The sequence below is a fragment of the Sphaerospermopsis sp. LEGE 00249 genome (assembly GCF_014299995.1).
Classification (GTDB): Bacteria; Cyanobacteriota; Cyanobacteriia; order Cyanobacteriales; family Nostocaceae; genus Sphaerospermopsis; species Sphaerospermopsis kisseleviana.
In genome coordinates, this window is record NZ_JACJUZ010000021.1 from 35,800 (window position 1) to 50,196 (window position 14,397).

Consider the following 14,397-nt stretch of genomic DNA (forward strand, 5'->3'; position numbering starts at 1 on the left):
GTGAAAGTTACAGGTGCTAGTGTACATCTTATGTAGTTTTTTCGCTCATGTTTTGTCTAGAATGCCAGGAGGATTAGCATAAAGAAACAATACTTTAGGAATCTTAACGAATGACGATTACAACCCAGAATTTACAAACCATAGAAAAACAAGTTTGGACTTGGCAAGATTATAAAATTCAATATACTGTGATGGGTACAGGTCAACCCTTGGTACTCATTCACGGTTTTGGTGCTTCTATAGGACACTGGCGCAAAAATATAGCTGTTTTAGCCAATGCTGGTTATCGGGTGTTTGCTTTAGACTTACTAGGTTTTGGTGGTTCGGACAAAGCGACCGTGAATTATAGCATGGAAGTGTGGGTAGAACTGTTAAAAGATTTTTATGATGCACACATTCAAACACCGGCTATATTTATAGGAAATTCCATTGGCGCACTGTTGAGTTTAATAATTCTCACAGAACATCCTGAAATTGCTGCTGGGGGAGTATTAATAAATTCTGCTGGTGGTTTGAGTCATCGTCCCCATGAATTAAACCCGGTTTTAAGGGTTTTCATGGCTACGTTTAACAAGTTGGTAGCTAACCCAGTCACAGGAAAATTCGTTTTTAACCGCATTCGCCAAAAATCACAAATTCGCCGCACATTGTATCAAGTATATTGCGATCGCAATGCTGTAACAGATGAACTTGTTGATTTACTTTATACACCATCTTGCGATCCAGGAGCGCAACAAGTTTTTGCTTCCATTCTCACCGCACCTCCAGGACCTGCTCCCGAAGAACTATTACCGCAGTTAAAATGGCGTTTATTAGTAATTTGGGGTGCTAATGATCCTTGGACTCCAATTACCGGCGCTAAAATTTACGAAGAGGCGGGTAACAATGGTAAAGATATTCAAATTGTGCCTATTCCTAACGCCGGTCATTGTCCCCATGATGAAGTACCAGATATTGTCAACACTGCAATTATTGACTGGTTAGCACAGAAAAACTGGAAGTCCGTAGGGTAAAACATCAAAACCATCTGGAATTGGTAATGGGTAATGGGTAATTTGTGAAGCACGTAGATTACCTTTTACTCATTCCTATGTCAACTGAGGACAATTTTTGAAAATGTATTTTATGATTTTGTTTTGTCAAAACAAAACTGGTGTGTATTTTATGATAGAGTTTAATGTAAATCATGGATACAAAAAGACAAAATTCTGCAAAAATTATCCAGATTTTTCCGCATTTGGCTATCAAGTAATTCGAGAATTAGGCAGAAACTCAGAAGGAGGACGCATTACTTATTTAGCTAATCATATCAACTCTCAAAAACAAGTAGTAATTAAGGAATTTTGTTTTGCAAATACAACTGCTGACTGGTATGGAGTGAAAGCTTATGAAAGGGAAATGCAGTTTTTACAAAGATTAAATCATCCCCGCATTCCTCGTTATATAAATTCTTTTGAAACACCAGGATGTTTCTATTTAGTCCAAGAATATAAAAATGCTCCATCATTAGGTTTGAGCCGCTGCTTTCATCCCCAAGAAATAAAGGAAATTGCTTTATCAATTTTAGATATTTTAGTTTATCTACAAGAACAAAAACCTAAAATTATTCATCGAGATATCAAGCCAGATAATATTTTATTAGACCAGCAATTACAAGCTTATTTAGTAGATTTTGGTTTAGCAAAGACACAGGATAAAAGAGCAGTTTTGAGTACATTGGTTGCTGGTACTCCGGGGTTTATTCCCCCAGAAGCAGAATTTGGATATCCTTTAACAGCAGCAGCTGATTTATATAGTTTAGGTGTAACATTAATTTGCTTGTTGACAAATATTCGGTCTGCGGATATTGGTAAATTAATGGATGATAAATGTCGCTTTAATTTTCAGGAATTACTTCCTGATATCAGTCCAAGTTTTTGTTCATGGTTAAAGAAAATGGTTGCACCAAATCGTAAATATCGTTATGCTAATGCTGCGGATGCTTTAGCAGCACTAATACCTATTCCGGTGATGGGTTCTGGTACAATATCAGATCAGATATTAGATATTTTTTGGATCGCAATAAATCAACAAAAAATTATAGCTATGCTAGGTTTAAGTGTGACGGGAATTTTATTAGGTTTAGGTTCAAATTTGATGATTTCTCAACTAGGTGATGCTGTAAATTCTAATGTCGATTTAAAGCCGAATTTAATAGAAGTGAATAGTAGTAAAAATACTAATTACTCAGTCAAGTAATTTACAATCTATAATCGTTTATTTATTACAAAAAAACATGGGTAAAAGTTATTGACTGATTCTCAACCAAGCAATTAATAGCTTATGAATGAATCTTTTGTAATTGTTCTAGGTTCCTGAAAATATTACTCTTAAAATATTACTTGCCTTGCGTTGAAATTCAAGTTCTGAAATAATATACCCATGATCAAGAAGTAAAACAGGCTTCTAGTCTGTTGACGGGCAATTGCGATGCACTGAGCTTGTCGAAGTGTCAAATATTAACCCTTTCCTAGCCATCGTTTGCGCCATTTTGAAGTTGTTTCTAAGGGACTCGTTTCTTGTTCTTGTCGCCTTCTGCTTAATATTAACTCACCAGTATCACTTAAAGAAGGATCTCGATAAGGAATAGCAGCACGAGTTTGTAAATGTTCTTTTTCGGCTACTGAAAGGGGATAAATCCCTGTAATGCGATGCACTGAGCTTGTCGAAGTGTCATTTACCCCATCGGGATATGCTCCAATAGTACCAGGAGTGCGTCTTCCTACAGGTGCGGTAGAACCTATTACCAACTTAGCCGCTAAAAGTGCAGTGCGTACAGCAGCAGCACAGGAATAAGTCGCTAATAACCCATCTCTGTGTAAACACTGCGTTAATTTTTGTATAAATTCCACAGTCCATAATTGGGGACAATGGGGTGGTGAAAAGGGATCAAGAAAAATAGCATCTGCTAAAAAACCTGATTTACCTACTTCTTGAATTAATTTTCTAGCATCACCTATCAGTAATTTGGCTTGTAAGCGATTTGTTTGACAATAGTGCTTAAATGCCAGTTCGTTTAAAATAGTTCTATACTCATCATCCCAATCATTAAATATATCCTGGCTCATCGCTGCTTTGGGAACTTCAGGATTTATTTCTAAACCAATAACTTCCACTATACAAGTAGGATTTTCTTGCCAAATTACTTCCAAAGCAGCCGCTGTATTGTATCCTAGTCCATAACAAACATCTAAAATTTTTACTATTCCCTTCTTGGCTACTTTCTGTACTTGAGTGGGAACTGCAAATTTTAGATAGCTCTCTTGTTTTGCTCCATAATTACTATGAAAAGCTTCATTAAATTCTGGAGAGAAAAAAGTAAAAGAACCATCTTTTGTCAATTGAAGTGTAAAATTATTTGTATCTGACATTTTTCTCGTTACCTCATTTCAATATTCATCATTCAGCAGTTAGGATACTGGGTGAGCGAAAATAACCTTCCTTCTGTCACCTGTTACCTGTCACCTGTCACCTATGATTAATCATCAATTTGTTGTTTCTCCCGAATGGCTATTTACCCATCTTAATGATTCCCAAGTAGTCATTATTGATTGTCGCTTTTCTTTGGCTGATCCACAATTAGGACAAAACCAATATCAAACAAGTCATATTCCAGGAGCTTACTATTTAGATTTAAATCAGGATTTATCTAGCCCTGTCGCTGAACATGGGGGAAGACATCCTTTACCTAACCCCAATGATTTAGCAGATAAATTAGCAAAAATTGGGGTAATATACCAAAAAACTTTAGTAGTCGCTTACGATGATTCACGTTTGGCTTTTGCATCTCGTTTGTGGTGGTTATTGCGTTACTTAGGACATGAACAAGTAGCTGTTTTAGATGGTGGTTTTGCTGGTTGGCAAATGGTTCGGCTTCGCTCACCACAAGAAGCTGGTTATCCTGTTACAGATGTAATTCCAGCACCTAAAATGGGAACTTTTACCCCTCATTTAAATGAAGAAAAAGTTGTAGACTATACTTATGTTAAAAATTTCAAAGATAGTCCAGATGTAGTTTTGGTAGATTCAAGAGATGGCGATCGCTATCGTGGAGAACGAGAACCAACCGATAAAATAGCTGGTCATATTCCCGGTGCTGTAAACTATCCTTGGCAAGCAGTCACCGCCGCTTCCGGTTTCTTACTTCCCCAATCAGAACAACGTCAACGATGGGAAAAAATAGCACCTACTAAAGAAATTTTAGTTTATTGTGGTTCTGGTGTAACCGCCTGTGTCAATTTACTTTCTTTAGAACTAGCTGGAATTTCCACAGCTAAACTTTATGCAGGTAGTTGGAGTGATTGGATTAGTTATTAGAAATAGAGAATAGGGAATAGGGAATAGGGAATAGGTGATTGGGGACTGGACACTAAAGAACTAGCTAGAAAAATCAATCGCTCTAATAACAACGCCAATAATAACTCCAACAATCGCTCTAACAATAGAGAATCTGAGCGCGAACAAAGATTTATCAACCGTCCTACCAGAGATAATTTAGGAAGAGAATCAATCAGGAATAATCCTTTGGGATCAATAGATTATTTTGTCAAAACAGGAGAAGTCATCCGCGAAAATAGACAGAATACTTCGACTCCGCACTTCGACTCCGCTCAGTGCAAGCTCAGTACAAGTAACAATCCTGGCAATAACCCTGGCAATAACCCCGGTAACAATTAAGTTTTGAGTGAATAATGGATCAGGAGTTTTAATTTGACTTCATTCATCTATCTTCATGGCTTTGCTTCCAGTCCTAAATCAACCAAAGCACAGGATTTGAGTGATCGCTTTACCCAAATTCAGATCAAGTTAAAAATTCCCGATTTAAATGCTGGTGATTTTTCCCATCTCACCATTACCCGTCAATTACATCAGGTTAAATTTTATGGTGAGCGACCTGTACTGAGCGGAGCCGAAGTAAGCCGAACCGCTGAATTTCCTGATCCATCCATACCTATAACGCTGATTGGTTCTAGTTTAGGTGGTTTAACATCTGCTCATTTGGCAGAACAAAACCCACAAGTGCAACGCTTAGTGTTACTAGCACCAGCTTTTGGATTTTTATCCCATTGGTTGCCCTCTTTAGGAGCAGAAAAAATCAAACGTTGGCATCAAGAACAATATTGCTTCGTTTATCACTATGGGGAAGGAAGAGAATTACCTTTAAGTTATAATTTCGTCACAGATGCTGCCAAATACCAGGAAAACTTGTTACAACGTCCCATTCCTACCCTGATTTTACATGGCAAACAAGATGAAGTTATTCCTATTCAAGCTAGTCGAGATTTTGCGCGATCGCGTCCTTGGGTAGAATTAATAGAATTGGATAGCGATCACACCTTGGCAAATGTAACTGATAAGATTTGGCAAGCCATTCGCTCATTCTGCAAACTGGGGAATGGTGACTGGTAACTGGCAACTGGTAACTGGTGACTGGTGACTGGTGACTGGTGACTGGTGACTGGGGAGAATAATATATTAGGGTTTGCTGAATAAATATAAAACCACGATAAATCAAGGGATTCAGGTGTAAAAAAGGTGAAAAAGCTGCAAGGAATAGACACTAAAACCATCAAAAACTGATCACTTTTATTTCCAAATCAGTCATTCTTGGCTACTTCTAATTCTCCCTCCTGACTCCTTGCCCTCACGATAAGACTTTTTCAGCAAACCCTACATTACTTCTTGCCTCCTGAACTCCTGACTCCTGCCTCCTGCCTCCTGAACTCCTGAACTTCCTGCCTTCTGTTCCCTGTTAATAGTTCCCTAACAACTAACAAATGATGCTTCCATTTATTCGTTCTGATTTAAACCAATTTTCTGCTTACAAACCCCACCCCAGCAGCAATACAAGCGAACCGGCAGCAACGCAATTTGATCGGCTGGATACTAATGAAAGTCCCTATGATTTGCCATCAGAGATCAAAGAAAAATTAGCTTGGACTTTTCAACAAGTCATTGAAAGCAATCGTTATCCTGATGGTGGACATGAGGCGCTCAAAGAAGCGATCGCCGAATATGTCAATGAGTCAGCTAACCTTTCATCCTCCACTTTCACCGCTGCTCATATTTCTGTAGGTAATGGTTCCGATGAACTCATACGTTCTTTATTAATCGCCACTTGTTTGGGGGGAGAAGGTTCTGTTTTAGTTGCTAACCCCACTTTTTCCATGTATGCTATTTTGGCGCAAACTCTAGGTATTCCTGTGGTGAGTGTGGGTAGAAATGAAAGCAATTTTGAAATAGATTTGAAAGCGGCACAATCAGCACTGGAAGAAACTCAAAATCCTCCAATTCGAGTGGTTTTCGTTGTTCATCCCAATTCTCCCACAGCTAATAGTTTGACTGCGGCAGAAGTAACATGGTTAAAAAGTTTACCAGAGGAAATTTTGGTAGTGATTGATGAAGCTTACTTTGAATTTAGCCAAACTACCTTAGTTGGGGAATTAGCACAGCATCCAAACTGGGTAGTGTTGCGGACTTTTTCCAAAGCTTTCCGGTTAGCAGCTATGCGAGTAGGCTATTGTGTAGGTCATCCCGATGCGATCGCTATTTTAGAAAAAGTCCGTCTTCCTTACAATCTACCCAGTTTTTCCCTTGCTTCCGCTTTAGTAGCTGTACAAAATCGTCAACTTTTGCTAAGTTCCATTCCCCAAACTCTGAGTGAACGCAGTAAACTGATCATGGCTTTATCCCCACACCCAGCATTAGAAATTACAGATAGTGACACTAACTTTATTTACCTGCGTCTGAAACCGAAGACTTCTCAACCAGTCAATGAAGCTTTAAAAATGATCAATCAAACACTCACAAATAAAGGCACTTTGATCAGATCACTGCCTGGGGGATTACGAATTACTCTAGGAACACCAGAAGAAAACTCTCGTACCTTGACGCGATTAAAAACAGCTTTAGCCAAGCTTGAATATTAACTATATTCACTATTAATAATCAAAACATTCGTCGTCTAAATCATTGCCAAGACGACGCAATATTGTCACTGTTTGCGGCAACACACCCACTAACATAGCAAAGGCAGCATCTGGCAAATCAGCAACCATTTCTGCTGGAAAATACTGTGCAAATTGTTCCAGAATTTTCTGTACTCTCTGTACAGGAACTGGATTTTCTGTAATTTGTTTGATTAAGCGAATCCATTGTCTTCTAATCAAGTAAGCCTTCTGAAGCTCTTCATGAGATTCAGGAGCTAATAAGGAGAGATTACCTATAGGTATGACAAACTGACAATCCCTGTCATAATCCCCACCTACAACTGCTCCAGGACCCGCAAATTCTGCATGATAGCGTTTCCCAACTATTAACCCGTTGCGCTTACGACTATTAACTATCAAAAATTTTCCGCTATGTAATGACGCAAGAATATCAGTGCTATGCGATCGCTCACTACCATCTCGCATGGTAGGTTTGTCCAGGAAACTAGTTTCAGAGCAATAAGTTGATACCATAGCAGCTTGATAGCGTTGGCGTTGTTCGCTATCCATGTTTTTCAAATTTTTAATGAAATTGACGGTAATAGAAGAAGCATTCCTATTTTGCACAGGCACAGAAATACTATAATATAGTATATTATCAAAAAAGTAAATCCCACCTATGTCGGTTGAAATTAGCCAGTGCTTTGCGGATATTCCCCCAGTTGTAACAGCTACTATCTAAAATTATCATTTAAAGACATTCTAAACATTTGCCATGCCCTGGGAATATGGACTTAAAAACGTCAATTGAGTAACTGTTTAATTACATCAAAGATTATGTTTGTATCATTAAAAACTGTTTACCAACCCTAAATAAATAGACGACAACAAAATTCAGTAGTGTTCAAAAATTAATAATTATATTACACATCTCCAAAATAGAATGTATTAATTTGTCATAAGTTGTAGGGGCGAAGCTTATGGGCGATAATTTAACGGAAAAATCAGACATCTAGATATCCCATAACTTCTTTTCTGGAGATGTCTATTTTATGGGATTGAGGCAGATTTGTCTTTAACTCCAGCAATTTTTTCTTAAAGTTTTTATAAGCACAAGTGTCGAATATTAAAGAAACTTAACTAGGGTTTGCTGAATAAACCAAAAAGCCTCATAAATCAAAGGTTTGAGGCTCATAAAAAAGACGGTAGGTGCTTTCGTTATTTCGTTATAGCGTATTGAGTCTGAAAAACCTTGCACTTTTCTGGGCGGACAGAAATGAAAAAATGTCTTTAATTCTCCTCCTGACTCCTGGCCCCTAACGAAAGGACTTTTTCAGCAAACCCTAACTATAGCAGCAGTCAGAAGTCAGGATATCAAGGAGTCAGGAGTCAGGTGTTTATGCAAGAAAATCTGCCGTGAGGGATAAAAGAAAAAGCTGTTCCAATTAGATTCAACTCCATGCACGCGATATCCCAACTTGAAATACAGCTGCCTGGCTTGATAATTATTTTCCAAGACATGAAGATATAAATCTTCAAATCCCCAGTCTTGGCACACTTGTTCACAACTAATCAGTAAACTGGAAGCCAAACCATACCGACGGTATTGTGGGTGAACAGCTAAATTAGACAAATAGGGATAACTCTTTTGAATATTTGTCCAACTATCACTGAAACGCACACCCAGTTCCACAGTTCCCAGTATTTGATGAGTGCCTGTGGTACTGATGTCAACAGCCACCAAACAGACGTGATGAGGTGTCATTGACGCTAGACGATACTTTAAGTCTTCATAAATACCCAAACGGAATAAAGGAAAAGCCCATCCCCATAAACCTTTTTGGGAGTGAAAACTTTCAGCAATGATTTGGGCAATCCCTGGTAAATCAGCAGATGTAGCTGCACGGATTTGGAACTGCCAAGAATTGAGGATACGTGTATCTGTAACTAACTGTTGGTGATGTGGGTGAAAAAACCAGGATTTCAAAGCTAGTTGAGGATTGAGGTTAATTTAAGGAAAGTTGGCTTGAGTATAGTTTTTGTAATTCGTCACTTGTCATTAGTCATGAGGTTATGCTGTAGTTGAGACTGTGGAAACTCACGGCGAAGCCTGTCACCGATCACGTTGTGATTGCTCAATAGACATCTCGTGGTAATTAAATGTGCATAATCCCCGAATCCCTGTAGGGACAATTCATGAATTGTCCCTACAATAATTGTCATCAGATGTCTAATTACCAAGAGGTACTTGTTTAATACTATACTTTATTTTGAAATATAGTTATTATATGTCATATTCATCACTCTAACATAACCTAGATCACAAAAAATCAGCTTTAAGTGTTAGTATCACGGATGGAATGGGAAAAATCAATATATAGTTTATACTCTTTTCTCTGGAGGACAGGGTCTGATGTAGCACCAGCAGGTTATAAAAGGAGGTGAGAAAAGAATTAGTCAGTTGAAATTTACACGGTGAATCAAAAATGACAATCCAATAAACTGTCCTGCGGAAGAGGGGCAAACTGCTGATGACAAATCCTGAAAAACAATAATTTCAATAACTTTGATTACACACTTTGGCATCTAGCTGTCATGTGTCCCAGCAATTTATTGGTCGAAATGCTTGAACCTTACCTGATTCAGAAATACCTTGATCTGAGCAGATTATTCTTTATCCGACTGCCGTTGCAGCAGGAAAGCTGTGCATGACATCACAAGCAAACAGAAACAGTAAGCCAAAAATTTTGGTTGTCGATGATGAGCCAGACAACCTAGACTTGCTTTACCGCAGTTTCTATCGTGAGTATCAGGTTTTGAGAGCTAACTCTGGACATGCAGCTCTGGAATTGCTGGAACAAGAAGGGGATATCGCTGTGATTATCTCTGATCAGCGGATGCCAATGATGAGCGGTACGGAATTTTTAAGTCTGACAGCAACTCAATACCCAGATATTATTCGGATTATTTTAACTGGCTACACTGATGTTGAAGACTTGGTGGAGGCGATTAACTCTGGCAAGGTATTTAAATATGTTACGAAACCTTGGGAAACTGAAGAACTGAAAGCCGTAGTCCGTCAAGCGTTGGATACCCATAATGTCTTGAAAGCCAGAACCCGCGAACTGACTCGGACTCTGCGGAGAGAATCCCTATTGAATACTGTCACTAATACTATTCGTAGCGCCCTAGACTATCGGCAAATTTTACAAACCATTGTTGATACAGTGGGGCATATGTTGGAGGTGGATGTTTGCCTGTTACGTCCCTTTCAAGATGAAAAATTGGCAGATGAAGGATTTATCTACCAAAAATCTACTCAAGCATCATTGCCAGACCAACAGAGATCTGCTACTGAGAACAATGATGCTTTTTCTCCACCTCTATCTAAAGACAATAACAAGTTAGCTACCGCAAATCAGGTTTCTATCACCCCATTACCTCTTTTAGCTCAGACAGTGTGGGAAATTGATGCAGTGCAAGTAATTCATAATGTGACTGGTGATGACCGCATTCAAAGTCATGAAAAACGGGCTGCTGCTTTTAAAGAAGCTAATATATGTTCTAGTTTAGTAGTGCCGCTGATTTGTCAACAAGAACTAAGAGCAGTATTAGCTTTGCACCAGTGCGATCAAATCCGTATTTGGGAAGAGGAAGAGGTAGAACTGGTATCAATTGTCGCTGATCAGGCAGCCTTAGCTTTATCTCAAGCCTATGCTTATGAACAAGTAGAAGCTTTGGCGAAGCGAGAAGGTTTAATTAATACAATTACTAGGGAGATTCGCTCTAGTCTAGACCCACAAGATATCTTTGCTGCTATCACTCAACGATTGGGACAAGCTATGCAGGTTGATGGCTGTGTTCTGTCTTTATGGACTCAGGAAGATGAATTTGTCCATTGTGTAGGTTTGTATGATAGTTCTAAACATCTGGAGAATTTTCCCCAAAATAACCTCACTAGAAATCGGCGAGCTTTAACTCAGCAGTTGTCTAGTTCCCAAGCTACGATCAGGAAAAATCCGATTTTTTTAGAAATATTGCGAACAAAAGAGCCTGTTGTAATTACGGATATAAATCACTCTCCCTCAGATGTCCAAGCATTTGACCTACCTTTGAAAATGCGACCGCGATCGCTCATGGTCGTTCCCTTATTAATTGATGGTCAATGTATTGGTAGTATTTCTCTGAGAGAAGGTGAGAAAATCCGTAAGTGGCTACCATCGGAAATTGAACTGGCTAAGGCCGTGGCCGCTCAAGCTGCGATCGCCGTCCAACAATCTCGTTTATACCAAACAACTCGTGAACAGGCGGAACGTTTAATCCAATTAGATCAACAAAAAACCGAATTTTTCCAAAATATCTCCCATGAATTTCGCACCCCTATCACCTTAATTCAAGGACCTTTAGAGTCAGCAGTCGAAAGCAGAGAAGGCTTAACCCCAGAGCAATGTGCGATCGCCCTCCGCAATTCTCGCCGTCTGTTACGATTGGTAAATCAACTACTCGATTTACAACGCTTGGATGCTGGTAAAATGCAACCGAGTTTCCGTCCTTGCAGTCTAGTTGAATTTGTGAACCAAATAGTCGATTCATTTCGTCCTTATTGTGAGCGAAAGGGACTGAGAGTAATTACGGATTTGTTTGAATGTCCAACAGTATACTTGGACATGGAAAAATTTGACAAGGTACTTTACAACCTGTTGTCCAATGCCATGAAATTTACTCCCGATGGGGGTAAAATCACTGTGAGATTATTCAATGACGGTAATGCTTGCGTCTTACAAGTTCAAGATACAGGAATTGGTATTCTTCCCGAACAAATTCCCCACCTATTTGAGCGATTCCGTCAAGCTGAAGGTTCAGAAAACCGCTCCTATGAAGGCAGTGGATTGGGTTTATCCCTGGTTAAAGAATTAGTAGAAATCCACGGTGGCGAAATCAGCGTCCAATCAGTTTATAGACAAGGTACTCAATTTAGTATTCGCCTGTTGACAGGTTCAGAGCATTTACCTCCAGAACAGGTACTAGATACACCCTGCGAATTAAATATCAGCCGCGCCAATGTAGAACTAGCGAATTTAGAACAGGTAGGATCAGCATCTGATCACAGAGAAATTATCACCAGAGATCCATCACCGAATCTACAAATTGTCGATTCTAACGGACAAATTGATACTACTGACCCATATCCTGAGCAATTAATCTTAGTGGTAGAAGATAACCCAGATATGCGAGACTATGTAGCCAATATTTTACGTCCGTACTATCAAGTAACTACCGCTCGTAATGGCTACGAAGGATATAATTTGGCACGAGAAATTCTCCCCAGCCTGATTATCACTGACTTAATGATGCCCTTAGTGACTGGATTAGAAATGATTCAGATGATTCGCACTGATGATTTGATGCGAGGTACACCTGTCATTCTCCTGACTGCAAAAGCTGATGACGAAACTCGTATTCAAGGAACAGAATATGGTGCAGATGCTTATTTAGCTAAACCATTTAATGATCGGGAACTGCTGGCAGAGGCACGCAATCTTTTAGCCTTGAAGGAAAATGAAAAACGAGTTTTGGAGCTAAACACTTACTTGACAGAATCTGTACTCAAACGCTTTTTACCCACTGCGTTAGTCCAGAAAGCCGCTGCGGGAACTTTGTCTCTAGATTTGCGCCCAGAACCGCGTTTAGTGACAGTTTTGTTTAGTGACATTGTGGGTTTTACCCAGCTATCCAATACTCTCAGATCCCGAAAAGTCGCAGAGGTGCTAAATGAATATTTGGAAACTATGACTAAAGTTGTGTTTCAGAATGGTGGTACTGTCGATAAATTTATGGGAGATGCTATCTTAGCTTTGTACGGAGCGCCAGAAGACCTCACACCCAATGAACAGGTGCGTCGTGCTATCAATACTGCCAGAGGAATGCAACAAGCCCTGGTAAATTTAAATAAGCGTTGGCTAGAACAGGGTATATTTGAAACAGATGGCCGTAAAGGTGTACAGTTTCGCTGTGGCATTCACCAAGGTACAGCAGTGGTGGGGATGTTTGGTAGTGAAGAACGTGCTGATTATACGGCTATTGGTCCTTCTGTGAATATTGCTGCTAGATTGCAAGCCGCGGCTATACCTGGTACTATCTTAGTTTCTGCTGCTGTTGCTGATTATTTGCAGGAAGAAGAAATTACTAAAGGTAGTCCCCTGGAACTGAAAGGAATAGATGAAACAGTCCTCACTTTTGTCGTGAGAACAGATTTAGATGCTTCTATAGCTAATGAGTAAAGTCAAGTTCTACTGGATATTCAAACATGAACAATGTCAAATCCAGTTTTAAACTGCATGATGAAACGATCAAATACAGACATACTGATCCACCTTGGTTTTGGACTGCTGTATTTACAGGTTCGATTTTCCTACATCTGTTCGTGTTTTGGTTACTGCGCTCCTATGAACCATTTCTACCGTGGACTCCCCGGTCGAATCAAGATTATATTGCTATTGATTTGATCGATATTCCATCTGCTGTAGAATCACAAGAATCACAACCCACAACCGTTAAACCAAAAGTTTCTTTTTCCAGTCAAAAGTCTGTTACAGCATCTTTACCAAAAACTACTCTCACCACTCCTGAAAACCGAGATGATCAGGTGATAAATTCTGATCTCAATCTTTCACAACAGGGAGAAAGCAAAAATACTGAGGTGAACCATCAACAATTAGAACCCACACCCACACCCACACCCACACCCACACCTACACCCACACCTACACCCACACCTACATTTACACATCAAGTACAATTTACTCCTAAACCTACTCCCACACAGACTATTCCATTCAATGATCTTCCCTGGAATCCTCGTCAAGAAATTAAGCTAGGAAAGGGAACTTTATTACCAAATGATATTCCTTCAGAATCACCAACTCCCACCCCAGAACCAGAAACTACACCAACTCCCACCCCAGAACCAGAAACTCCACCAACTCCCACTCCAGAAGAAACCACAACTCCAAAAGCAGGGGATTTACTAGCTAATATTGTGCCTATACTGAGAGATGAAATAGAACAATTAAGACAAGATGGAAAATTAAGAGTAGATGGTTTACCTGATGTACTGGCAGAATATAAAGGTTCTCCAAACAAGGAATTAGAGCTTAATTTTCTTGCAAGTGACTCTGGATTAAAAGCAGCAAATATACTAGCCAGTTTAATTATTGATAAAAACGGTAACTTTCAACAAGCAGTAATTATCAATCTCGAACCTGCGGCACTTCGCAGTGAAAAAAGTATTTATGAACAAGCATTAAATGAGATTTTTCAACAAGAAAGCTTTGTGGGTGCGTATAATCAGGATGGCTCAAAACCAGAGTTAAGCAATTTATATGTGCGGATTAGAATTGAACCGATAAATTTTCAATAAGGGCTTGCA

The 14,397-nt window shown here is 39.3% G+C and carries 10 protein-coding genes; 7 read left to right on the forward strand and 3 right to left on the reverse strand.

Features of this window, described 5'->3' with window-relative positions; genetic code table 11:
* Nucleotides 1–110 precede the first annotated feature (110 nt).
* The gene (locus H5968_RS09605; protein ID WP_187039771.1) at nt 111–1,013 is read left to right on the forward strand and encodes an alpha/beta fold hydrolase; all 903 of its coding nucleotides are present in this window, start codon (nt 111–113) and stop codon (nt 1,011–1,013) included.
* A 151-nt stretch (nt 1,014–1,164) separates the two neighbouring features.
* A complete protein-coding gene (locus H5968_RS09610) occupies nt 1,165–2,238 on the forward strand; it encodes a serine/threonine-protein kinase (protein WP_187039772.1) in 1,074 nt (357 codons plus the stop codon).
* Between the two features lie 260 nt (nt 2,239–2,498).
* On the opposite strand, the gene H5968_RS09615 is transcribed toward H5968_RS09610, so the two are convergent.
* Nucleotides 2,499–3,410, reverse strand: a complete 912-nt coding sequence (locus H5968_RS09615; RefSeq protein WP_187039773.1) for a tRNA (5-methylaminomethyl-2-thiouridine)(34)-methyltransferase MnmD — start codon at nt 3,408–3,410, stop codon at nt 2,499–2,501.
* Between the two features lie 103 nt (nt 3,411–3,513).
* Between H5968_RS09615 and H5968_RS09620 the strand changes: the two genes are divergently transcribed.
* The 3 genes from H5968_RS09620 (at nt 3,514) to H5968_RS09630 (ending at nt 6,968) form a co-directional block, all read left to right on the forward strand.
* Entirely contained in the window at nt 3,514–4,356 is an 843-nt protein-coding gene (locus H5968_RS09620; RefSeq protein ID WP_187039774.1) for a sulfurtransferase, read from the forward strand.
* Between the two features lie 393 nt (nt 4,357–4,749).
* A complete protein-coding gene (locus tag H5968_RS09625) occupies nt 4,750–5,448 on the forward strand; it encodes a YqiA/YcfP family alpha/beta fold hydrolase (protein ID WP_187039775.1) in 699 nt (232 codons plus the stop codon).
* 371 nt (nt 5,449–5,819) lie between these two features.
* Nucleotides 5,820–6,968 carry a histidinol-phosphate transaminase gene (locus H5968_RS09630; protein ID WP_187039795.1) on the forward strand — a complete coding sequence of 383 codons (1,149 nt, stop codon included), beginning with the start codon at nt 5,820–5,822 and terminating at the stop codon, nt 6,966–6,968.
* Between the two features lie 12 nt (nt 6,969–6,980).
* On the opposite strand, the gene H5968_RS09635 is transcribed toward H5968_RS09630, so the two are convergent.
* Entirely contained in the window at nt 6,981–7,538 is a 558-nt protein-coding gene (locus H5968_RS09635; protein ID WP_187039776.1) for a hypothetical protein, read from the reverse strand.
* Between the two features lie 796 nt (nt 7,539–8,334).
* Nucleotides 8,335–8,955 (reverse strand): N-acetyltransferase, encoded by a 621-nt coding sequence (locus H5968_RS09640; RefSeq protein WP_096567463.1) that lies wholly within the window; start codon nt 8,953–8,955, stop codon nt 8,335–8,337.
* 721 nt (nt 8,956–9,676) lie between these two features.
* Here H5968_RS09640 and H5968_RS09645 point away from each other — a divergent pair.
* Together H5968_RS09645 and H5968_RS09650 are read left to right on the forward strand one after the other, a co-directional pair.
* The gene (locus H5968_RS09645; protein ID WP_187039777.1) at nt 9,677–13,249 is read left to right on the forward strand and encodes a response regulator; all 3,573 of its coding nucleotides are present in this window, start codon (nt 9,677–9,679) and stop codon (nt 13,247–13,249) included.
* 26 nt (nt 13,250–13,275) lie between these two features.
* A complete protein-coding gene (locus tag H5968_RS09650) occupies nt 13,276–14,388 on the forward strand; it encodes a hypothetical protein (protein ID WP_187039778.1) in 1,113 nt (370 codons plus the stop codon).
* The last annotated feature ends 9 nt before the right edge of the window (nt 14,389–14,397 follow it).